This window comes from Sphaerisporangium sp. NPDC049457 (assembly GCF_055586705.1).
Genome location: NZ_JBVJHR010000015.1, coordinates 58,233 through 78,596, shown reverse-complemented (window position 1 = coordinate 78,596; position 20,364 = coordinate 58,233). Strand labels below are relative to the sequence as shown.

The window sequence follows — 20,364 nt, the reverse complement described above, 5'->3', positions numbered from 1 at the left end:
CAGTGGCAGGAGCCGCAGGCTTTGGAGACAGGAGAGCAGGGCAGTGACGGCAGAGCCTCCTGCCCTTGGCTGCTGTGTACGCGGACTCCAAGCTCTCCATGCTGAACGGCATGTCGCGGCCCGCCTGGCTCGCGGCGATCTGCGCCAGCTCGTAGAAGCGCTTCAAGCACTCGGGAGTTGGCAGAGAACGTGCATGGAGGTACCCGGAGAGGGAGGAAGCTCCACCTAGGTATAGCTCCTTGGCGAGAGCACTTTGAGTCGTGTCGGCAAGCAATTCTCGCAGCTCGCGCAGCATTGCCGCGAGTTCACGCTGCGCCGTTGAGCTTCCGCGATGGAAGTTGTGAGATACCTGTCCGCGTGGGGGCAACTCCGACTCCTCGTACATAGGGAGCGTGAGTGATGGTCACTTGCAAGTCTGGCGTATCAGATCACGATCTACGAAGGGTTCGGTATTGACAATTCTGCTGCGAACATACAAAACCGCTTCCCCGATGAAGGTCCTCAGAGTGGAATAGGAACGGCTCTCGGGGCTGCCGATGCGGGCTGCATCGGATCGGCCTGGGCAAGTGGGGGGCCGTCGCAGAGCCATGCAGAGAGGAGCCGGTACATGCAACAGCTACCGTCTTGGGAAGACGAGCGTCTGGGAACGATGAAGCGCGCCGCCCTTTGGCTGGTCCAGGTGATCGGAGAGGGCAACAGCTTCACCAAGGAGCAGTTGCGTGACGCCTTTCCCGGAGTCGCGCAGATCGATCGTCGGATGCGAGACCTTCGAGACTTCGACTGGAAGATCGACACGAACCGGGAGGACCTCACGCTCGAGGCGAACGAGCAGCGATTCACCGCCATAGGGGAACCGGTGTGGCTGCCCGGCAGAGCAACGAAGAAGTCGTCGACTTCGCTCACGGCGGTGCAACGCCGTGAGCTGCTGGCGCGGGACGGTCACATGTGCCGTTCGTGTGGCATCGCCGGCGGACAGACGTACGACGGTAGCTACGAGACGGCTCAACTCGACGTCGCGAGGCGCGAGATCAACCAGGCGGGGGTAACCAAGGTGCAACTCGTCATCGAGTGCAATCGTTGCCGCGTCGGTGGGCGGGACGTCACGGTGGACCTTGCGGGGCTCCTGTCTCGCATCCGTCGGCTGTCGGCATTCGAGCGTCAGATTCTGGGAGGCTGGGTCACCGCGGACAGGCGGGAGTTCAGCGAGCTGGAAAGCCTCTGGGCTGCGTACCGTACTCTGCCGGCGGAGGCGAGAGCTGAGCTCCGGGGAGCACTGAGCTAGCGCTGGTGTAGAAGGGTGGTGGCGCTGCGGCAGATACGCATCTCCGCAGCGCCGGCTCGAAGCCCACATGTGATCGGAGATCGATATGTCAACCTCGTTCGGGACCCCACCGCGAGCTGAAGAAAGCCGCGTGCTCATCGAGCAGCGCCTTAAGGAGGCGCAGCAAGGTGGGGGGGTACGGGAAACTCTCACAGTAGAGTTCCGAGGTCAGCCGCTGCATGTCGAAGTTATCGATATGCCGGTTGCTCAGCTCTATTACAATCCAGGGACGCATAGAATCCGTGCTCAGCGCAGCTTCGACCCATTGCGGGACGCAGAGCTGGATAGGGATCCGTGGAGCATAAACAGCCAAGATTATCTCGAATATCTGCTCAAGTCGGACCCGGCTGATCCGGCAAAGCGTGATCCTGACTTCGATGTGCTAAAGGAGAGCTTGCGCGAGTTCCGGCAGAATGAGCCTGGACTTATAACGCGCGAGGGCGTCCTTGTGAACGGCAACACCCGCTGTGCCGGTCTCAAGGAGATCGGGTTCGCCCACATCAGAGTGGGTGTCTTGCCCGAGTCGTGCACGTGGGCAGACGTAAGCGCCGTAGAGCTGTCCCTGCAGCTAAGAAAAGATCACCGGCGTGAGTACTCATACATCAATCGCCTGCTGGCCATTGATGAACAGCTTACGCTCGGCCGTCCGGTCCAGGAGATCGCCCGGGACTTCAGGATAAGGGTTGCTACGTGCGAGCAGGACATATGGATTCTCGGTGTGCTGCGAGACCTCATTGACCGAAGTAGGGAGAGTAGTCTGCAGCTCCGGCTTATGGATTTCGAGAATCATCAGGAGAAGCTCCGGGAGCTGCACAGGCGCTATGTAGGCGAAGCTGCGGTGAATAGGGACAAAGCTGATCTCCTCAAGGAGAGTCGCTTGGCGGCGATTGTTCTGGATTTCTCCAAGACTGATGTCCGGCTTGTTGAGCCAGACTTCAGGGCCAGGTATCTAGAGCGCCGACTGCCAGAGACGCTCAAGGTAGCGGTAACGGACGCGCCAACAGTTTCGGTTATCCCAGGGCTGAACCGGACGATCAAGTCGGTAGGCGCGGAAGTAGCCGAGGCAAGAGCGCTCACCGATCTACTACTAAGAGCCAAGGCAGTCGTAACGGCAGGGGATCGCGTAGACGCGTCATTGCTGAGCGAGGCGTCACAGAAGATCACGGAAGCCAAGGAATCCTTTAATCAGGCCATGAGCACTGCCGGCAAGGATGCGCGGCTCCGTAAGCGTCGGCAGGCGGCTCCTGACCGAATCAACGACGCCTGTGACGACATTGAACAATGCATCACGGATCTTGTGATGGCTCGGGCATCTAACAGTCTTGATCAGGAGGCGTATGAGGAGGCAGTTGTACGGTTGCGGGCTGTACTGGGGAAGCTGGCCGTTGAGTCAGTCCGCAGTATCCAAGTAAGAGGTGACGGAGTGGCCTGGCTGGCCGAGATGACGGGTGTGGAGGCGTAGTGAGCCAACTTGGCCGCCCCTCGCTGACGATCGGATTCGACATCACACGGACGAAGGTCGTCCTGCGTACGGTACCGGAATGTCAGTCTGACCTGGCGAAGATGGCTGCTCGTCTAGCGGTCGGCAGCCAGCGCGGGCCGCTGACAGCGGAGATAGAACTAGAGGACTTCCTTGTGGGCATCAGCGAGCTGGCTACATGGCCTGCTCCGGATAGTGTCGACTGGGAAGGCGAGCTCGTAGAACTAGTCAACAGCGTCCTTGATGATGCAGAAGCAGCCGAGCGGCGCATCAATGATGATGCCGTCGAGGGCGAGTACAAGATAGCAGAGAGTAATGTGCTCGACTATCTTGGGCCAGACTGGAAGGCCGATCTTACGCCATTCCAGCGACGCGATATCACACGTCTGCTGTCATTGCGGCACGGTGCGAACTTTAGTGTGCCTGGTGCAGGGAAGACGCGGGTGGCTCTGGCAGTTTATGCAGTGCTGCGAAAGCGCGGCGAAGTTCGGCGCTTGTTGGTAGTTAGCCCAAAGTCGGCCTACGAGTCCTGGCAAAACGAAAGCGTCATCTGCTTTGAGCGGCCGCTCCGGGTGACGGTTATGGAGAAGACTCCCGATCCAAGCGCTGAGGTGCTGATCGTCAATTACGAGCGGTTGGATAAGTCGCTAGCGAGTTTGGCCTCGTGGCTGCGTGCAGCCCCTGCGATGATCCTGCTCGATGAGGCGCACCGGATGAAGCTAGGGGCGCGAGGCGCCTATGGTTCGGCATGTCTCGCATTGGGTCCTATCGCCAAACGACGGCTCATCTTGACCGGTACTCCCGCTCCTAACGGCGCACGCGATTTGGAAAGCTTGCTTTCCTTTGTTTGGCCAGGCCATGGCCGTCGGGTGGTGACCGAGGCGGTTCGCGGTGGAGACCTCGCATACGCGAGTTTGGTCCTACGCCCACTATTCACACGGACGACTAAGCAGGAGTTGGGCCTTCCTCCTTTTGAGCCAAAGATTCGCTACGTTGATCTCCCTCCCCTGCATCAGGAGATCTATAACGCGCTGGTTGGGACATACTCGGCTCGTGCTGAGGCCTCCAGAGATGACTTTGACGTCCTCGGTCGTGCTCTGCTGCGGTTGCTGATGGCGGCCACCACTCCTGCCCTCCTCGTGGAGGGGTCCACGCGCCATGAGCCGCTCATCTACCAAGTGCCACCGCTTGAGGCTCAACCTGGTGACTCGCTTTATGATCTGCTCCGGAGCCTGCCTAGTTACGAATTCTCCCCAAAGTATAAAGAAGTGCTCGCTATCATTGCGGAGAATGCGTCGGCGGGACGCAAGACGCTGGTCTGGTCGACCTTTGTTAGAAGTGTTACCACTCTCCAGCATATGCTAAATCCATATAATCCGGCGGCCGTGCACGGGGGTACGGCTGATCGCGAGGATCAGCTCCGGAGGTTCAGAGAAGATCCGGGCTGCATGGTGCTGATATCAAATCCGGCCACACTTGGCGAGGGTATCAGCCTGCATCAAGTCTGCCATGATGCTATTTATGTAGACCGCGACTTCATGGCTGGGCGCTTTCTGCAAAGTCTTGATCGCATCCATCGCCTGGGCTTGTCTCCTGATGCGGAGACACGAGTGACCATTCTTGCCGCCCGGAGTACCATAGATGAGGTGGTTGCTCTCCGGCTCGAACAGAAGCTCGAATTTATGGGACGAATTCTAGACGACCCGGAGGTTCGACAGTTGGCTGATTTGCAGGAGGAGCCGACTGTTGCTGGAGGAATGGATATAGGTGACATCCAGGCACTGCTTCGACACATCGATGCTGCGACAGTCCGATAGCCCTCATCGCTGGTGTCGCATCCTATGCGGGTGCGACACCAGCAAACCGCACTCGTGCTTGCGTGTACAGGCTCGCGCCTAAGGGGTGAGAAGGCTATGTCTCCGTTGCATCGGCCACATATTCCTTGCTGTTAGCTAACCTTGGAAACGTGCGTTTGCAGATATGCGTGCCGTGAATGGTCGGACTGTCCGGTGAACGCCTTGAATTCGCCAAGCTTGTAGGCAAGCCCGGCGCTCTTTTCTTCCTTGAGAACCTCGAAATCGCGGCTGAGCAGACTGATTCGTCGATCAATCTCCGGATCATCGATTTCCAGCCCAATGTGCTGCGCAACGTGCTGAGCAATCTGGAGTGCCGTCATGAGTTCGCCGGTGTCGCGAAGCGCGCGATAGACGGGGTCATGTTCCCGGGTCCGGTCGACATCGTGAGGGACAGTAACACGATTTAGTGCGTTGGCGATGGCTACACCCAGAGCTTTGGCAACCGGAGGAGGGAAAGCGTTGCCGATCTGACGGTATCTCGAGGTCTTTGCGCCGGTGAACGTCCATTTAAACTCGCCGTCGTCCCATCCCTGCAGGCGGGCAACCATCTCGCAGGTGAGCTTTGGACCTAGCGCAGTCATAGGCCTCTTCGGGGGGTATGGGGGTGCGTGATCATGCACGCCAAGCGCATCCACGCCTAGCTCCGCCCACGCTTGCTTTGCTCGGCTGGGTCCAAGATCCGCGCCGCCGTGCTTCTTTGATCCGCCCACAATCGTGGGTGCGATGTCATTCGCTTTGGCCGCCCATTCTTCGGCGCCCTCCCAGCCGTTTTCCTGCATGAGGTCTAGTAGAGTCTCACCCACGGTCGGTGCTGGTTTTTCTGACTTCTCGGGCCAGTGGAAGTAGGCGAAATCGTCAGGCTTCATAGCTATGAGAACAAAACGGGGACGGAGCTGTGGAACTCCGAAGTCGCAGGCGTTCAGAATGCGCCAATCTGCCATGTATCCGAAGTCGCGCAACTTGTCAAGTACATGCTGCCGGTAGGCGGCAAATCGCGGCAGGCTCATTCCTCGGACATTTTCCAGCAGCAACGCTCGTGGCTGAATTATTTCAACTTGCTCGACAGCCCAAGCGAACAGGTCGCGTTCGTCGGTTGCTCCCAGCTGCTTTCCAGCAATAGTGAATGGGGGGCAGGGAACCCCTCCCGCCAAAAGATCTACTCCTTGGTAGTCTTGCGGCTTCCAGTGCCGGGGATCTGCCACGTCGCCCTGAATAACCCACGTGCCGTCCTCGGCTTGACGAGGATCGGTAACGGTGATCCTGCCTTCCTTGGCGTTGGCGCGCAAGGTGTTGCATGCGTGTGTATCTAGCTCGAATGCGAGCCGATGAGTGAAGCCGGCCAAATGCAGACCTAGTACTTGGCCGCCGGCACCGGCACAGATCTCGATGACTTCAAGAGCCATGTGGGGCACTCCTTCTGGGATCTGGGCACGGCGTGTGCTTGCCTATAGCGGTATCGTCGGGAAGATGACGGTGGACAGTGATGTGTCTGGTGAGTCTGTGACGGAGATCGGGCGGCGTCAAGCCCGGTTGCGAGCACATGCGTCGGGCGTGTATCCAGCTCCGCTGAACGAGGGCCGTTCGAGGAATATGCAGGCGAACCGGCGTGCGGACACCAAGCCGGAGGTAGCTCTTCGCCGGGCGCTGCATGCTCTGGGCTACCGCTACCGCAAGGACTTCCGGTTGGACCTCGGTGGTGTGAAGGTTCGGCCCGACATCGTCTTCACGGCTCGGAAGATCGCTGTCTTCGTAGACGGATGCTTCTGGCATGTCTGCCCCGAGCACGGACGCCAACCGAGCGTGAACGAGTGGTACTGGGCGCCTAAGCTGCGCAGGAACATGGAGCGTGACCGGCAAGCAGATGAGGCCCTGACAGCTGCTGGTTGGCATGTCGTGCGGCTGTGGGAGCATGAATCCCTGCCGACGGCTGTGAAGTTGGTCGTCGATGCCTTGGATCCTCACTCCGAACACACGTGCGACGGTAGCGCATCAGAGTGAGCAAGTGGGCCGCGTGGTCTGATCATGCCATGAAATCCCTATACGGGCATTTTGGCTCCGCCTGAAGGCCGCTGTCCAGTGCTGAAGCCCCAAACGTCACTGCACGGTACGAAGCCCCGCCAGGCAGCGACCTATCGGATCAACGAGACCCGCCGAAGTGGCCGTTCTCGTCCGACTCGGCCTGAAGGGACTGCGCAGTTCACGGCAGAGGTCGAGGGGGTCATGGTGACTTGATCGCAGCGAGGAAGTCGTTCCACTGCCCTTGGGTCAGGAGTAGGGGAGCGTTGTCGGGAACCTTGGAGTCGCGCACTGCGACGAGCGTCGCGGCCTTGGCGATCTCGACGCAGTTGTTGCCCTGGCCCTGGCTGTAGCTGCTCTTTTGCCAGGTGGCGTGTGACAGGTCTGGGCCGTGGGTCTTGTTCATCTCTCGCCTCGATTCACTCGTCATGGCCGAGTCCGTCCATGGTGGCTTTGATGAACTTGATCGACTCGGCTGGTCCGAGAGCGATTGCTCGGAGGTGGTCGAACATCAGCGTATATCGCATGATTTGCTCCGTCTCCTCCAAGTACATGCCGTCTGGCGCGAGTTCCAGGTAGACGACCGGGGCGAAGAAGGCCGGGTTCGGGAAGTCGAGGATCACGAAGGGTCCGGTCAGGCCCGGATGCGCGCCGGCCGAGTTCAGGATGATCTGGATCGTGATGCGGGGCTCGTCGCTGAGCTGCGCCAGCCGTTCGAGTTGTTCACACATGACGTCGGTGCCGCCCACGGGGCGCCGGATCGCCGCCTCGTCGATGACGACCCATAGTTGCGGGCCTTCGTCTTGGTGAATGAGGAGTTGCTGGCGGGCCATGCGAGCGTCCGTACGGCGTTTGACCTCCCTAGGGTCGATGACAGGTGCGGCGCGGATGACCGTTCGTGCGTACGCCTCTGTCTGGAGGAGACCCGGGATCAGCAGCGGTTCGAAGTTTCTGAGCATCGAAGCCTGTGCTTCGAGGTCGTTGTAGGAGCCGGTCAGGACGTCGCGGTACTCGCTCCACCAGCCCTTCTGCCTGGCCTGCCGGGCGAACGCGATGAGAGCTTCGCGATGCGGCTCGTCCGCCTCGTAGAGATCGAGAAGGTGGCGTAGATCGGCCGTCGTGACGCTGGACCGGGCGTTCTCCATCCGCCACACCTTCGTGGCGTGCCACTCGAGGCGCGCTGCGACATCCTCTCGAGTGAAGCCGGCCGCCTCTCTGAGGCGCTGCAATTCTGCGGCGAGTCGACGTTGGCGGATAGTGGGGCTTGATGGAGCCATCTCCGGGTTTTGTCCCTTCTTGTCTGTGTGGGTACTCGATGCTGGGCGGGATGAATCGGGCGAAGCTTGCTGGCGGCCCACTTGCTTGACGTGCAATCCAGCATCAAGATCTATTGCAATTTTCTAGATGTTTTCGATTTCGCTTGCAGATTAGTAGTCAACAAGTCACTCTCGGTAGAGCTTGCCATTGGGTCTGCTGTGAGCGCAGGGAATCGGAGCATCTGGAGGTGACTGGGCGATGACCATGGACCAGGCGGGGGCCGTGGAAGGGCACGTCGCGGTGGGGGAGTTGAGCGGGGCGCCGAGTGGGTGGAGTCTGGTGCCGAATCCGGCTGTGGCGGGTGAGGCGCTGCGGGTGCGTACCTTTCGGCGGGAGACGTTCCGGGCCACCGGGGACCAGGTGTCCTGCGCTCGGCAGGTCACGCAGCAGACGCTGCTCGACCACCCGGCCGCGGAGATCGCAGTCCTGCTGGTGTCCGAGCTGACCTCGAACTCCGTCCGGTACAGCGGGTCGTCCTTCTTCACCCTGGCCATCGTCCGGACGTTCACCGAGGACCTGCACATCAAGGTCATGGACGAAGGGAACAACGGCCTGCCGCGGTTGCTGCGCGATGATCAGGGCGCTGAGAGCGGCCGGGGTATGCGCCTGGTGGACGCGCTGGCCAAGCAGTGGGGCATCACCCGGAGGCGTGGCGACGGTATGGCCGTGTGGTTCGACGTGGACGAGAAGCTGCCCGAGACGTGGGTGGACCTGCTGCTCGTCGGCGAGAGTTGAGCGGAGGCGGCCGGATGTGTCACCTCACCGATCGCGACCGCCAGGCGCTGCGCCTGGCCGCCGAGCTGCGCAGGCGCATGCAGGAGTGGCTCGGCCGCCGGGGGATTCCCGCTTCCCCGGTCGTCTCACCGTTCATCGACCCGGCTGGAGACGCGAGCGTCCTGATCAGGATGAACGCCCACGCGGCGCTGGCGATGATCCTCGGCTTCGAGGAGCAACGCCGAGGAGACGCCAGGGTGCGTGACGCCCGGATCTGGCCTCCAGAGGATGACGCCGGTGGACGTGTCGCCGACGGGCGGTGAGGGGCTTGCTTAGCGATGCGACCAGGTCGCCGGCCTGGTCATCGGCTCCGCAGTGCTGGCACCGAGTTCTGACGTTATCGCCTGGCGACGTCTGCCGGCCGTGCTCGACCCTCGACACCTCCGAGGAGTGCCATCCGATCAGGTCAGCACCCGGACCTGGTCGGCCGGAGGAGCGGCCACGGTCGTATCACCCCAATCGGAGAAGGTGATCTCCATCGGGGTCTTCGCGGTCAGTCGTTGCCGCACCGGCCGCCCCTGGCCATCGAGCCAGAGCTCGTACGTGGCGCGCGCGCCGAACTCCTTGAGCAACTGTTCGCGAAGCCGCGTCTGTGCCGCCTTGTCGCCGGCCCGGACTTTGGCGTACTCGTTCTCGGTGTCCTGCCCCAGCGGCAGCGGGTCGTACACCGTGAGGAACGCACCGAGATCCAATTCGTCGAGTGCCTTCCGCATGTCGATGGCGACCGTGTAGTTGTCGAGTCCGCCATCTGATGCCGGGCCGCTCACTCGTCCTCTCGCCGCCAGCAGTGCGTGCACCCGGTGGCTGTTCACCAAGGTCATAGCCTGGCTTGTGATCAAGCCGATGCCGAACAGGTTGTACGGCCCGTGCTCTTTGGTGATTCTGTCCCAGGGCTTGCCCGGCGCCACCTCCTCCCCAAGCGTCTGCATGTATGCGGTACCGCCCGTCCGAATGAGCCGTCCGCGCGAGCCCTTGCCCAGGTCGGCGGAGACGTCCTGGTCCTGCCCCTTGATGACCACGGTGGCGCTCTGGATCCCCTTCTTCGCCACCCGCTTGACGTCCGGGTGCCCCTGCAGATACGTCTCGACATATCCGGCGATCTCAGGAGTGGTCTTCGGTCCCGAGCCGCAACCCCCCGCCAGCGCCGCCAACACGGCGATCATCACTTATCTCCGCACGCCGGGAATGCTCGCACAGCCGCGTGCAGAGCCCTCTCACAGCGACGTGCAGATCGCGGGCAGAAAGGTCTGCCCATGCCCCGAAGCCGGCATCGGTCGCGTTCCGCCCGGCCGGATGCGAGGTCATCAGGAGGCTTGCGCGCTGCTTGGCGTCCGGCCCCGAGCTCTCACCTGTCCAAGGCGGTGATGGCTGAGGCGATCAGGGTCCGTGCGGCCGCGCCGTACGAAGCCAGGTCGGCGAGTTCGGTGAACGCCTTGGCGTACAGGGCGACCTCGCGGGGCTGGGTCACGGTGAGCTCTGCGGACAGGGTCTCCACAAGGACCCGTTCCTCGTCGAAGATCCAGAATCCGTTGGTAGGCCACATGGCACGGTCACCGATCGGGATGATCCCTAAGCTGATGTTAGGGCGGAACGCCACGGTGAGCAGGCGACCGAGTTGACCGGCCATCACCTCGGCGCCTCCTATGCGGTTCCGTAACGCCGCTTCCTCCAGGAGGACCACACAGCGGCGGCCACTGGAGTCAAGGACCTTCTGTCGCTGTAGCCGGGCCTCGACCGCTCGGGCGGTGTCGTCGGGGATCTCCCGGAACGCCACGACGGCGCGCATGAGAGCAAGCGCGTACTCGGCCGTCTGGAACAGCCCGGGGATCAGCGACGGTTCGTAGATGCGGAAGCTCGTGGTCCGTTCGTACAGCGGAACCGCGGCCTGCTGGAGTCGCTGCAGGCCGGTGCGCTGCATTCGTCGCCATTCGACGTACATCTCGTCGATCGTGCGTAGCGATGCGACCAGGTCGCCGGCCTGGTCATCGGCTTCGCAGTGCCGGCACCAAGTTCTGATGTCATTGCCCGACGGCGTCTGCCGGCCGTGCTCGATCCTCGACACCTTCGAGGAGTGCCATCCTGTCAGCTCGCCGAGTTCTCGGCCGGTGAGCCCCGCGACGAGACGGATTTCGCGCAGGCGGACACCAAGGGCCTGTTTGGCCTGCGCGATGGCGTGTGATGGCGATGGCATGGTGCTGCTTACCTGGTGCGCGGACAGAGGCGAGGGATCAGACGGGCGTGTAGTCGCCGTGGTCGATCCCCGCCGCCCACACCGCGTCGAACGCCGCCGTGCACAATTTCACCACGTCGGGATCTTCGCACCACTCCACTCCAGCCCAGTCGCCCTCTCCGGTGAAGTGGTTGAACTGCACCCGGTCTCCGTCGAACAACCAGAAGTCGTTGCCGGGCAAGGCGATGCCGGACGCGAGGCGCCGAGGAAGCCATCGTCCCTGTTCGCCCGCCAGCAGGTTGGTGAAGGAGACGTCGTACTCGAAGCGGATGTACTCGGTCACCGGTTCTGACACGATGCGGGCCCGCCTGACCTCCACACCTCTGCAGGTCGTCTCCCTCATCAGGCTGAGCCATGGCCGCCACCACGACTGCTCGTCAGCCGGGTCGTAGCGACGGCCCGCCTTCCATGCCGAGAACATCGGGTCCTCGGCGGATACGGCGTACAGGTCACGCATCTCCAGGTGCACGGCCGACCGCTCACACGAGCGGAACAGCGCGGTCCACTGGTCAAACGTCGGCGCTCCGGCGCTCCAGGCCACTGGTCACCTCCGGCGCGGTCTTCGGGATCTCGATCACTGTCTCATGGCTGGGCATGTCCAGTTGAGCGAGCACGCCCGGGTCGGTGATGCGCGGCCCTCGGAACACGTAGGTCTCGCCGCGATCGACCACCAGGGGCCATCCCGGCGGGACGGCCGCGCCCTGCGGCAGGAACGTCATCAGCTTCTTCGGCACCTCGACGAGGGTCTCGTGCTCAGCGAGGGTGACGTCGCTGAGCACGGCCGGCTCGGTGACGATCCAGCCTTGGAGTACGTATCTGTCGCCATCGTCGAACAGCGTTGGCGAACCTCCGTCGATGGTGTCCTTGCCGAGGAAACGTAGCGCCATGGGGACCTCTCCTCCGATCGAGAGCGGATGACTACGCCACCGAGTTTGTGCGCTCTGCGTTACCGCCTCAAGGAGTTTGCGAGAGTTTGCGCGGCCTACCGAAGCCGCCGCCAGCCGTGAAGGCTCTTCCCGCAAAGACGCTCAAACTCGTTGATGTGCAGGTGAAGGCGTTTCTAGCGTCAGCGCAAGCCCTTCTGTCCTGCTGCCTGTCCGGACGTTTTGCAGTTCACTGTCCGTAACGCACCTCTCGACCGCCAGGACAACGGGCTCAGTGACGACGGGATCGGTGGAGCGCGCGGTTCGGGCGAATGTGAAACCCGCAACTTCGACGCATCGGAGAAAGGACGCAATCATGAACAACCTGCCCAGGCCGCCATGGGGCCTCACCCGCTCGACCCCGTTCGCGTCCCCGACGGCCCCGCCGTACAGGGTCGAGTTCGACCCGGCCACCCAAACCGCGGTCTATCGCGACGCCACGACCGGCCGGTTCGTCGAGGCGGGCAAGCACGGCACCAACAAGCAGACCAGCAAGACGCAGCAGACAGGCGGCAGTGGCGATGGTCGGGACCCTCAGCCCTCCGACCAGACCACGGTCACCGACTACGACAACGACTGATGACCGCGCCCGTGGTCCTGGTGCTCACCTGCCTGGACGATCCGACAGCGGACATGGTCATCAAGCACCTCAATGAGCGTGACGCGCATGTTGCCCGGCTCGACCCCGGCGCTGACTTCCCCGCCGACGTTGAGCTGTCGGCATGGTGCGGAGAGCTCCTCCCACGTGGTGTCCTGACCACACGGTCACGGAGGATCGTCCTGGAGCAGGTGCGGGCCGTCTACTACCGGCGGCCCACCCCTTACCTGTCCGAATGCCCCTCGCAGGTCGAGCGGTTCGTCGGGACGCAATCACGGTTCGGGCTCGGTGGACTCCTGGCGGCCCTGCCGCGTCCGTTCGTCAGCCACCCCTGGGCGATCAACGCGGCCGAGCACAAGCCCCTGCAGCTCGCGACCGCGCGCCGGATCGGACTCGAGGTTCCTGCCACTCTGATCACCAACCGAGTGGACGATGCCCGCGCGTTCGCGGCCGAGCATGGTCCCATCGTCTACAAGCCACTGCGAGCCACCCCGTACGCAGGTCCCGATGGGGAGCTCGCCACCATCTGGACAACTCAGGTTCAGCCGGGTGACCTGGACGACAGCATCGGTGGTGCGGCGCATCTGTTCCAGGCCCGGGTCGACAAGGCAGCCGACCTTCGGGTGACCGTTGTGGGGGAACGGGTGTTCTGCGTCCGGCTCGACTCCGATCTGCTCGACTGGCGGCAGGACTACGACCGCGTCTCGTATACGGTGGTCGAGCCTCCGGCCGGCCTTGCCGAGGGCTGCCTCGCCTACCTCGACGCGCTGGGCCTGCGCTTCGGTGCCTTTGATTTCGCGCTCACCAGGGACGGTGTTCCGGTATTCCTGGAGTGCAATCCCAACGGCCAGTGGGCCTGGCTGGAAGATGCCACCGGGGCACCCATCGCCGCCGCCATCGCCGACCTGCTCTTGGAGGAGCCGACGTGACCGTTCATGAGGGGATGCGGCTTCGTCGTGCGCTCGCCGACCGGCTGGTCCGGGCCGGGTCGCTGCACGACCCCGGCTGGCGGGATGCGGTCGAGTCCGTGGCCCGGGAACGCTTTCTCGGGTCGGCGATCGCCGAGGCCACCGAGTACGGCGACCGGTGGAAGGTGGTCCACCGCGAGGAGGTCACCGAGGACGAATGGCTGGAGCTGGTGTACCGCGACCAGACCTGGGTGACGCAGATCGACGGACATTCGGTCGAGACCGCGCGTGGCACCGTTCAGGGAGCGCCGACGTCCTCCTCGACGTCGCCCGGCCTGGTGGTGCTGATGCTGGAGGCGGCACAGATCTGCGACGGGGACAAAGTGCTGGAGGTCGGCACCGGCACCGGCTACTCCACCGCGCTGATGTGCCACCGGCTGGGCGACAGGGCCGTCACCTCGATCGAGTACGACCCCGACGTGGCCGGCCGGGCTCGTGACGCGCTCACCGCCGCCGGGTGCTCGCCCACGCTCGTGAGCGGTGACGGTCTCGCGGGTTATGACAAGAACGCCGAGTATGACCGGCTGATCGCCACCTGCTCGGTGCGCTACGTTCCGATGCCGTGGATGTGGCAGGTCCGCGATGGCGGGACAATCACCGCTCCGCTGACCGGGTGGATGCGCGGAGCCGCGTTCGCGCATCTCACGCTGGGCGACGACGGTACGGCGAGCGGGCGGTTCCTCAAGGAGGACGTCTACTTCATGACCGCGCGCCCCCACGGCCCGCCGCCGGTGGCCTCTCCCTACCTCGCGGGCGGGGAGATGAGGGAGAGCCGGGTGGATCCGCGAGTCCTGGACGATCCGGCCGGGCTGTTCGTGGCACAGTTGGCCGCGCCGTCGGCGATTCGGCTGGGTGGTGGTGAGGAGGTCATCCTGTGGGATGTGGCCACTGGTTCGCAGGCCGTCACCCGGCCCGAGCCGGCAGGTGGGTGGACGGTCCGCCAGCGCGGGCCGCTGCGACTGTGGGACGCGGTCGAGCACGCCGTCCTGGTCTGGCAGAACGCGGGCTCCCCACACCAGTCCGCGTACGGGCTCACCGTCACGGGCGAACGTCAGTACGTCTGGCTGGGCGAGCCCGACGGGCCGAGCTGGGACCTGCCGGTCTGAGCGAGGGGAAAGAAGCACGTACCAGGTCGACGGCCCGGTGGTGACCAAGCGAGATGAGCACGGCGTACTGGCCGACCGGTATCGCCATCGGTCACGTGCCCGGCGGCACGGCCGTCCTCGGCAAGACCGACGGTCTCGTCACGATCTCCTGGCCTACCGGTTGAGCACCGCGAGGACTGCTGGACTGATCGCCCACACCGAACCTCGACGGCCTCAGGGCTGTTCGTCTGTGGGGCGATCGGCGAGGAGTTCCTCTCTCATCTTCTCTGTCCGTGCGAGGTGGTCGTCCAGGATGTCGTCCTTTGGAAGACCGTCTGAGGCTGTGCGGCGCTGGTCGATACTCGGATGACCGGCAAGTGGCTCGTGCGCGAGAATGCGGCGCATGTCCCAGGCGAAACTGCGCACCGACCGCATCGAGCTTGTTCCCCTGTCCGACGAACACCTCGAACACGAGATCGTGCTCGACGCCGACCCCGAGGTCATGCGATACCTCGGCAACGGCCGTGCTCGTAGCCGTGCGGAGGTCGAGGTTCTCCATGGGCGGCGGCTCGCGGTCGCGGACCGCGTCGCGGGACTGGGTTTCTGGGCCGGGTTCGTCGACGGGCAGTTCGTCGGCTGGTGGATCCTGCAGCCGCCGGAGCGCGTCGATCAAGGACCGGTCGAAGGGCAGGCCGAGCTTGGCTACCGGCTCCTGCGTCGCTACTGGCGTCGGGGATTGGCCAGCGAGGGAGCCCGCGAGCTCATCCGACACGGGTTCGAAGAGCTCCGGCTGCTCCGCATCTTCGCCGAGACCATGGTGGTCAACACCGCCTCCCGGGCGACCATGACCGCACTCGGGATGGAGCATGTCCGTACGTTCCACATGGAGTGGGACGAGCCGATCCCCGGCAGCGATCTCGGTGAGGTCGAGTATGCGATCACTCGAGAGCGGTGGCTCGCTCGCCAGACGGCCGAAGCTTGACCAGAGTGCTCGCGCCGACGAGCCAGGGTACGGCGGTAGGGGAACGCGACCCAGCGTGAGCGAGGGTCCTGCTGGAGGGCAGGACTCGGCAAGCCGTGGACAGAAGTCGTCTGAGATTGGCGCCCGGCCGCAGTGGGGGTTCAGGCGATCAGTAGGCGGAGGCCTAGTTCTGCTGTGTCGCGGTTGAGGAGGTCCCGGTTGCGTTCGGCCCAGCGGCCGGACGTGAGGTCGGCGCGGAGGGTGCGCACCGCGCGTTGTTCGGCGTCGGGCCCGACTCTGGCCCAGACCGAGATCCCGCGGCGGACGTTCTCGTCCAGGTACGCCTCGGGTCGGCGCCAGTAGGCCTCGAGGAAGCCGTCGGCGCAGTCCCAGGGAATGGGCACCGGTTCCGTCCGGGCTCCGATCGCATCGGCCAGCTCGGTCACCGAAGGCCGGCCGATGAGGAGGTTCGCGACCTCGGGCAGGTAGTCGCGGGTGAGCCAGAACCGGTGCAGCCAAGCCGCGCCGCTGGTGTCGTGGGTGAACACCACCACGCGGCGAGCGACTCGCCGCAGCTCGCGCAGGCCGGCGATCGGGTCCTGCCAGTGGTGAACGGAGGCGACGGCCATCGCGGCGTCGAAGGAGCGGTCGTCGAACGGCAGGCTCTCAGCGGACCCGATCAGGCACGGCGCCGCGTCCGTGGGGCGCTGCGAACGCATGAGCGCCGACGGTTCCACCGCGAGGACCTGGCGGTCGGAGGGCTCGTAGGACCCGGTGCCCGCCCCGACGTTCAGGATGGTCCGGGCATCGCCGAGGGCGGCCCAGATCTGCGCGGCGATGCGCGGTTCGGTGCGCCGCGTCACGGTGTAGGCGGCTCCGATGGTGTCGTACAACGGCGTGCTGGACATTGGCGTTGCCTCTCGTGCTGTCACCATCGTCGGCTCTGCCCGTCCCGGTGGCCTGGGTGGCGGGTCGCCACGCGGGACACTGCTTGATCGCTATTTCACCTATTGATGGGACAGGGACTCAGGGGTGTCAAGTGGCGGCGTCGAGGGGGCGTAGGTCGTAGTGCGTTCGGCGTTCCATGCCTTCCGGCCGCCACGTACGTTGGTACGGGCTACGCGCCGGTGCGTTGCCGCAGAGTGCCCGTGTGCTGTCCGACGTTCAGTCTTTTCCTGGTGGCCCAGTCGTCGTTGTGGCAGGTCGCCAGGTGTCGGTCGGACGCGTCGCCGATCAGCGACATCACCGTGCCGGTCTCGCCTCTGCCCCGCATGCGCTCGACCAGCTCCAGCGCCGCCCACAGTGCGGTGCCCGACGAGGCGCCGACCGGCAGGCCGGTGACGTCGCGGATGTGCCGGGCCGCCGCCACACTGGGCGCGTCGGGCACAGGGACGCCTTGATCTGCCGTGTTTCGGCGGCATCCGCTGTTCGCGGGCCCGGAACAGCACGGGGGCGCCATTTACCCAAGTCTCGCGTACTTTCGCCGGTTCACTGAGAAGTTCGGCGTCAAGTGAGGCTTTCTTTCGCTGGGACCGGAGGTTAGTGTCTGGATCAAGACCCGGACATCTGTGACAAATAGCCACGGCCCTCCCAGTTCACCCCCACCCCCCACATCTCACAGCGAGGTGAACCTTTGTCTGTGCTGCCCTCGTCTTGCCGGAACACGCAACCACGCCTGATCACGCCGGGCCTCGCCGGCACGCTGACCGGCCCCGCCCCGGACGGGGCCGTACCCCGCGCGTCTACAGCGATCGGATCGAGGAGGATCACGTGCGACGGCGAAGGTCGCGCCACATGCTGATCCGGAAGGGGAGAGGCGTCGCGGGCCTGGCACTGGGCGCGCTTCTCTCGGTCTCGTTGGCGGCGACGCCCTCGCAGGCCGCCGAGGAGGAGCTCAACGAGGGTCTGGTGCACCACTTCGCCCTCGACGAGACCAGTGGGACGACGCTGATCAACTCGGGTAGCGCGGGCTCGGCGGCGAACGCCACGCTCGTGAATCCGGAGAAGGCCACCCTGACCGGCGATGGAGTGCGGTTCAACCCCGCTTCCTACGAGAGCGCCCTCGATGGTGCGTACGTGAAGCTGCCGAACGACATCACCGCCGGCATGTCGAACCTCACCGTCGACTATGACGTGTGGATCGACCCGGCGAACGTCGGCGAGCACCAGATGTGGGGCTTCGGCGCGAAGTCCGGCTCGTGCGACGTCGACACCGGCGCCCAGGGCTCCATCTTCGCGTCGAACACCCAGCGGTTCCGCGTCGCGGTGGGTTCGGTGAACCTCCAGCAGAACCGGGTCCGCGTGCTCGAGGGAGCGTGGACGCATGTCACCTACACCCAGTCACTGAACGAGAACGGTACGAGCTGGACCGGCAGGCTCTACCTCGACGGCGTCCTGCACGCGACGTCGACGAACCTGACCACGGCGCCGTCGGTGAACGCCGCGGGGACCAACTGCAACTTCCTCGCTCGCTCCCAGACGTCGGGCCACTACTCGTTCCGCGGAACGATGCGGGACTTCCGGGTCTACGACCGGGCGGTGAGCCTTGACGAGACGCTCGCCCTGGCGAAGAAGACCGTCTCCGATGGCGTCCGCGCCGACGCCGCCGCCATCGACCTCGGCCTGACCAGCGCGATCGTCCACGACATCGTGCTGCCCAAGATGGGCTCCGTGGCGGGCTCGGCCATCACGTGGACGAGTTCGGACCCGTCGGTCGTCGAGGTCCGCACCCCACCGGCCCTCGCCAGCGCACGCAAGGTCGCGGTGGTCGGCAAGATCACCCGGCCCGCGCAGGGGCGGCCCGACGCTACGGCCACGCTCACGGCGACCGTCCGCAAGGGCGCCCAAGAGGTCACCACACGGGAGATCCCCATCGTGGTGAAGGCCGAGTTCGACGACGCGCAGGCGGTCGACCGTGACACGTTCGACCTGACCCTGTACGCCACCCACGACGTGCGCGGAAACATCGACCTTCCCGCCGGCGGCGAGTTCGGATCCACGATCACCTGGAAGTCGACCACCGACCTCGTCACCCCGATGGGTGAGGTCACCCGCCCGGCCTTCGGCCGTCCGGATGTCACCGCCACCCTGACGGCCACCATCACCAAGGGTTCGGCCTCGAAGACGAAGTCGTTCCCGGTGACCGTCACCGCCAAGCCCCGGTCCGAGGAGTACGAGCGGTACTTCATGGGTTACTTCAAGGGCGAGGGGATCGCCGACGGCGAGCAGATCATGTTCGCGACGTCCAACGGGAACACCGCTCTGGACTGGACCGGGCTGACCGGAGGCCGGCCTTCGCTCATCTCACAGTTGGGCGACCAGGGCCTTCGCGACCCGCACATCGTCCGCTCACCCGACGGCGACACGTTCTACATGATCGCGACCGACCTGAACTGGTACGACCAGGGCGGATACGCCATCAACGACACCCAGTACATCGAGGTGTTCGAGTCGCACGACCTCGTGCACTGGACGCCTCAGCGGCACGTGAAGGTCGCGCCCGACAACGCGGGCAACGCCTTCGCACCCGAGTCGCTGTGGGTCGAGGAGATCGGCGCCTACGCCGTGTTCTGGGCGCAGTCGCTGTGGAACGACCCCGTGAACCGCACCGGTCAGGGGAACGCGCAGATGTGGTACGCCACGACGCGCGACTTCCAGACGTTCTCCGGTCCCAAGGTGTGGCAGAACCCGGCCCCGCTGTCGCGGATCGACACGACCGCGATCCGGGTCGGTGACCACTACTACCGCGTGACCAAGAACGAGGCCGGCAACCAGGGCTCGGACATCTTCTCGGAGAAGCACACCGACTTCCTGGACAGCGACCTCGGCAACTGGACGTTGCTCGCTCCGGCTCTGGGGCGCACGACGTGGGTCGCCAACCAGGGGTACGAGGGGCCGGTCATCTTCAAGGCCAACCCCGGCGACACCTCCTGCCCCGGCCAGTTCTACCTCTGGGGTGACCGGTACACGAACGGTGGTGGATACCAGGCCGCGTGCCACGAGAACATCGAGGCGCCGACCTGGAACGCCAAGGCGCTCACGATGACCAACGCGGGCGTCGTCCGTCCGCGTCACGGCACCGTGATCCCGATCACCCTCCGCGAGTGGAACGACATCCGCGGCATCCCGAACAGCGACGTCACGACCACCACCGAGGTGGCCGTCGAGCCGTACGCGAGCGGGGCCGAGACGACCACGGCCACCGCCACGGTCGAGGCGGCCGACGGCTTCGAGACCGGCGGACAGGTGCGGTTCAGCATCGGCTCGTGGTCGAAGCTCGCCTACCTGGACGACGGCGCGGCCATGGTCACGCTGCCGGCGGGTCTGCCCGCGGGTACCCGGACGGTCAAGGCCGAGTACCTCGGCTTCGACCACCTGAAGGCGTCGGAGGGTACGGCGTCGTTCGAGGTGCCCTCCGGTCCCAACGCCGTCAAGGTCCAGGCGAAAGCCGCGCCGGCGTCGGTCGTCCGCGGGGGCACGTTCACGCTGAACGTGACCGTCAAGCCGGCGCGCGGGCCGAAGCACAACGCTCCGACCCCGACCGGCGAGGTTGCCGTCACCTTCGGCGGCACCGTGCAGGTCGTGCCACTGGTGGACGGCAAGGCCGTCGTCACACTGCGGACCGCCGATCTGCGGCGCGGGAACTACACGGTCCACGTCGCCTACTCCGGCAACCCGACCTACCGGCCGCACGCCGCCGACTACCAGAAGTTGACGGTGCGTTAGCAAGGTGGCGGGGGGGGGGGGGCCCCCCCCCCCCCCCCCCCCCCCCCCCCTCCCCCCCCCCCCTCCCCCCCCCCCTCCCCCCCCCCCACCCCCCCCACCCCCCCCCCCCT

General features: G+C 64.7%; 20 protein-coding genes. 11 read left to right on the top strand and 9 right to left on the bottom strand.

Annotation, left to right across the window (positions count from 1 at the left end; translation table 11 throughout):
* Window positions 1-607: 607 nt before the first annotated feature.
* The 3 genes from ACZ6QO_RS23440 (at window position 608) to ACZ6QO_RS23430 (ending at window position 4,618) form a co-directional block, all read left to right on the top strand.
* Complete coding sequence (locus ACZ6QO_RS23440) at window positions 608-1,282, top strand: hypothetical protein (protein WP_465853720.1); 675 nt, start codon at window positions 608-610, stop codon at window positions 1,280-1,282.
* A 130-nt stretch (window positions 1,283-1,412) separates the two neighbouring features.
* A complete protein-coding gene (locus ACZ6QO_RS23435; protein ID WP_465853719.1) occupies window positions 1,413-2,783 on the top strand; it encodes a ParB N-terminal domain-containing protein in 1,371 nt (456 codons plus the stop codon).
* 101 nt (window positions 2,784-2,884) lie between these two features.
* Entirely contained in the window at window positions 2,885-4,618 is a 1,734-nt protein-coding gene (locus ACZ6QO_RS23430) for a DEAD/DEAH box helicase (RefSeq protein ID WP_465853718.1), read from the top strand.
* Window positions 4,619-4,749: 131 nt separating this feature from the next.
* On the opposite strand, the gene ACZ6QO_RS23425 is transcribed toward ACZ6QO_RS23430, so the two are convergent.
* Window positions 4,750-6,060: a DNA cytosine methyltransferase gene (locus tag ACZ6QO_RS23425; RefSeq protein WP_465853717.1), complete on the bottom strand. Its 1,311-nt coding sequence runs from the start codon at window positions 6,058-6,060 to the stop codon at window positions 4,750-4,752.
* 64 nt (window positions 6,061-6,124) lie between these two features.
* Between ACZ6QO_RS23425 and ACZ6QO_RS23420 the strand changes: the two genes are divergently transcribed.
* Complete coding sequence (locus ACZ6QO_RS23420; protein WP_465853716.1) at window positions 6,125-6,655, top strand: very short patch repair endonuclease; 531 nt, start codon at window positions 6,125-6,127, stop codon at window positions 6,653-6,655.
* Between the two features lie 220 nt (window positions 6,656-6,875).
* Here the strand turns inward: ACZ6QO_RS23420 and ACZ6QO_RS23415 are convergent, their stop codons facing one another.
* Both ACZ6QO_RS23415 and ACZ6QO_RS23410 read right to left on the bottom strand, forming a co-directional pair.
* On the bottom strand, window positions 6,876-7,079 hold the full coding sequence (locus tag ACZ6QO_RS23415) for a DUF397 domain-containing protein (RefSeq protein ID WP_465853715.1): 204 nt from the start codon (window positions 7,077-7,079) through the stop codon (window positions 6,876-6,878).
* 13 nt (window positions 7,080-7,092) lie between these two features.
* Window positions 7,093-7,950, bottom strand: a complete 858-nt coding sequence (locus tag ACZ6QO_RS23410; protein ID WP_465853714.1) for a helix-turn-helix domain-containing protein — start codon at window positions 7,948-7,950, stop codon at window positions 7,093-7,095.
* Between the two features lie 238 nt (window positions 7,951-8,188).
* Between ACZ6QO_RS23410 and ACZ6QO_RS23405 the strand changes: the two genes are divergently transcribed.
* Window positions 8,189-8,725, top strand: a complete 537-nt coding sequence (locus ACZ6QO_RS23405; protein WP_465853713.1) for an ATP-binding protein — start codon at window positions 8,189-8,191, stop codon at window positions 8,723-8,725.
* A 14-nt stretch (window positions 8,726-8,739) separates the two neighbouring features.
* Entirely contained in the window at window positions 8,740-9,027 is a 288-nt protein-coding gene (locus ACZ6QO_RS23400) for a hypothetical protein (protein ID WP_465853712.1), read from the top strand.
* Window positions 9,028-9,165: 138 nt separating this feature from the next.
* On the opposite strand, the gene ACZ6QO_RS23395 is transcribed toward ACZ6QO_RS23400, so the two are convergent.
* From ACZ6QO_RS23395 to ACZ6QO_RS23380, 4 genes are all read right to left on the bottom strand, one after another.
* Window positions 9,166-9,927 carry a hypothetical protein gene (locus ACZ6QO_RS23395; RefSeq protein WP_465853711.1) on the bottom strand — a complete coding sequence of 254 codons (762 nt, stop codon included), beginning with the start codon at window positions 9,925-9,927 and terminating at the stop codon, window positions 9,166-9,168.
* A 182-nt stretch (window positions 9,928-10,109) separates the two neighbouring features.
* The gene (locus ACZ6QO_RS23390) at window positions 10,110-10,955 is read right to left on the bottom strand and encodes a helix-turn-helix domain-containing protein (protein WP_465853710.1); all 846 of its coding nucleotides are present in this window, start codon (window positions 10,953-10,955) and stop codon (window positions 10,110-10,112) included.
* Between the two features lie 37 nt (window positions 10,956-10,992).
* Window positions 10,993-11,535 carry a DUF6879 family protein gene (locus ACZ6QO_RS23385; protein WP_465853709.1) on the bottom strand — a complete coding sequence of 181 codons (543 nt, stop codon included), beginning with the start codon at window positions 11,533-11,535 and terminating at the stop codon, window positions 10,993-10,995.
* A complete protein-coding gene (locus tag ACZ6QO_RS23380; protein ID WP_465853708.1) occupies window positions 11,504-11,881 on the bottom strand; it encodes a hypothetical protein in 378 nt (125 codons plus the stop codon). The genes ACZ6QO_RS23385 and ACZ6QO_RS23380 overlap by 32 nt, the downstream gene beginning before the upstream one ends.
* Before the next feature lie 352 nt (window positions 11,882-12,233).
* On the opposite strand from ACZ6QO_RS23380, the gene tgmA reads away from it, so the two are divergent.
* The 4 genes from tgmA to ACZ6QO_RS23360 all read left to right on the top strand — a co-directional run bounded on the left by tgmA (window position 12,234) and on the right by ACZ6QO_RS23360 (window position 15,550).
* Window positions 12,234-12,497, top strand: coding sequence for a putative ATP-grasp-modified RiPP (gene tgmA, locus ACZ6QO_RS23375; protein ID WP_465853707.1), 264 nt, complete (start codon window positions 12,234-12,236; stop codon window positions 12,495-12,497).
* On the top strand, window positions 12,497-13,444 hold the full coding sequence (tgmB, locus tag ACZ6QO_RS23370; protein WP_465853706.1) for an ATP-grasp ribosomal peptide maturase: 948 nt from the start codon (window positions 12,497-12,499) through the stop codon (window positions 13,442-13,444). The genes tgmA and tgmB overlap by 1 nt, the downstream gene beginning before the upstream one ends.
* Window positions 13,441-14,589 carry an ATP-grasp peptide maturase system methyltransferase gene (gene tgmC / locus ACZ6QO_RS23365; protein WP_465853705.1) on the top strand — a complete coding sequence of 383 codons (1,149 nt, stop codon included), beginning with the start codon at window positions 13,441-13,443 and terminating at the stop codon, window positions 14,587-14,589. The genes tgmB and tgmC overlap by 4 nt, the downstream gene beginning before the upstream one ends.
* A 382-nt stretch (window positions 14,590-14,971) precedes the next feature.
* Window positions 14,972-15,550: a GNAT family N-acetyltransferase gene (locus ACZ6QO_RS23360; protein WP_465853704.1), complete on the top strand. Its 579-nt coding sequence runs from the start codon at window positions 14,972-14,974 to the stop codon at window positions 15,548-15,550.
* Window positions 15,551-15,690: 140 nt separating this feature from the next.
* Here ACZ6QO_RS23360 and ACZ6QO_RS23355 read toward each other — a convergent pair whose 3' ends face one another.
* Together ACZ6QO_RS23355 and ACZ6QO_RS23350 are read right to left on the bottom strand one after the other, a co-directional pair.
* Window positions 15,691-16,437 carry a class I SAM-dependent methyltransferase gene (locus ACZ6QO_RS23355; protein ID WP_465853703.1) on the bottom strand — a complete coding sequence of 249 codons (747 nt, stop codon included), beginning with the start codon at window positions 16,435-16,437 and terminating at the stop codon, window positions 15,691-15,693.
* Between the two features lie 209 nt (window positions 16,438-16,646).
* Entirely contained in the window at window positions 16,647-16,916 is a 270-nt protein-coding gene (locus ACZ6QO_RS23350; RefSeq protein WP_465853702.1) for a hypothetical protein, read from the bottom strand.
* 407 nt (window positions 16,917-17,323) lie between these two features.
* On the opposite strand from ACZ6QO_RS23350, the gene ACZ6QO_RS23345 reads away from it, so the two are divergent.
* Window positions 17,324-20,254: an immunoglobulin-like domain-containing protein gene (locus ACZ6QO_RS23345; RefSeq protein WP_465853701.1), complete on the top strand. Its 2,931-nt coding sequence runs from the start codon at window positions 17,324-17,326 to the stop codon at window positions 20,252-20,254.
* The last annotated feature ends 110 nt before the right edge of the window (window positions 20,255-20,364 follow it).

What these genes read in the sequence shown, in the direction of transcription:
- ACZ6QO_RS23360 (WP_465853704.1), top strand. Translation starts at nt 14,972, where the DNA reads ATGTCCCAGGCGAAACTGCGCACCGACCGCATCGAGCTTGTTCCCCTG.
- ACZ6QO_RS23440 (WP_465853720.1), top strand. Translation starts at nt 608, where the DNA reads ATGCAACAGCTACCGTCTTGGGAAGACGAGCGTCTGGGAACGATGAAG.
- ACZ6QO_RS23430 (WP_465853718.1), top strand. Translation starts at nt 2,885, where the DNA reads ATGGCTGCTCGTCTAGCGGTCGGCAGCCAGCGCGGGCCGCTGACAGCG.
- ACZ6QO_RS23400 (WP_465853712.1), top strand. Translation starts at nt 8,740, where the DNA reads ATGTGTCACCTCACCGATCGCGACCGCCAGGCGCTGCGCCTGGCCGCC.
- ACZ6QO_RS23380 (WP_465853708.1), bottom strand. Translation starts at nt 11,881, where the DNA reads ATGGCGCTACGTTTCCTCGGCAAGGACACCATCGACGGAGGTTCGCCA.
- ACZ6QO_RS23410 (WP_465853714.1), bottom strand. Translation starts at nt 7,950, where the DNA reads ATGGCTCCATCAAGCCCCACTATCCGCCAACGTCGACTCGCCGCAGAA.
- ACZ6QO_RS23355 (WP_465853703.1), bottom strand. Translation starts at nt 16,437, where the DNA reads ATGTCCAGCACGCCGTTGTACGACACCATCGGAGCCGCCTACACCGTG.
- ACZ6QO_RS23405 (WP_465853713.1), top strand. Translation starts at nt 8,189, where the DNA reads ATGACCATGGACCAGGCGGGGGCCGTGGAAGGGCACGTCGCGGTGGGG.
- tgmA (WP_465853707.1), top strand. Translation starts at nt 12,234, where the DNA reads ATGAACAACCTGCCCAGGCCGCCATGGGGCCTCACCCGCTCGACCCCG.
- tgmB (WP_465853706.1), top strand. Translation starts at nt 12,497, where the DNA reads ATGACCGCGCCCGTGGTCCTGGTGCTCACCTGCCTGGACGATCCGACA.
- ACZ6QO_RS23415 (WP_465853715.1), bottom strand. Translation starts at nt 7,079, where the DNA reads ATGAACAAGACCCACGGCCCAGACCTGTCACACGCCACCTGGCAAAAG.
- ACZ6QO_RS23345 (WP_465853701.1), top strand. Translation starts at nt 17,324, where the DNA reads ATGCTGATCCGGAAGGGGAGAGGCGTCGCGGGCCTGGCACTGGGCGCG.
- ACZ6QO_RS23395 (WP_465853711.1), bottom strand. Translation starts at nt 9,927, where the DNA reads ATGATCGCCGTGTTGGCGGCGCTGGCGGGGGGTTGCGGCTCGGGACCG.
- ACZ6QO_RS23390 (WP_465853710.1), bottom strand. Translation starts at nt 10,955, where the DNA reads ATGCCATCGCCATCACACGCCATCGCGCAGGCCAAACAGGCCCTTGGT.
- ACZ6QO_RS23420 (WP_465853716.1), top strand. Translation starts at nt 6,125, where the DNA reads ATGACGGTGGACAGTGATGTGTCTGGTGAGTCTGTGACGGAGATCGGG.
- ACZ6QO_RS23425 (WP_465853717.1), bottom strand. Translation starts at nt 6,060, where the DNA reads ATGGCTCTTGAAGTCATCGAGATCTGTGCCGGTGCCGGCGGCCAAGTA.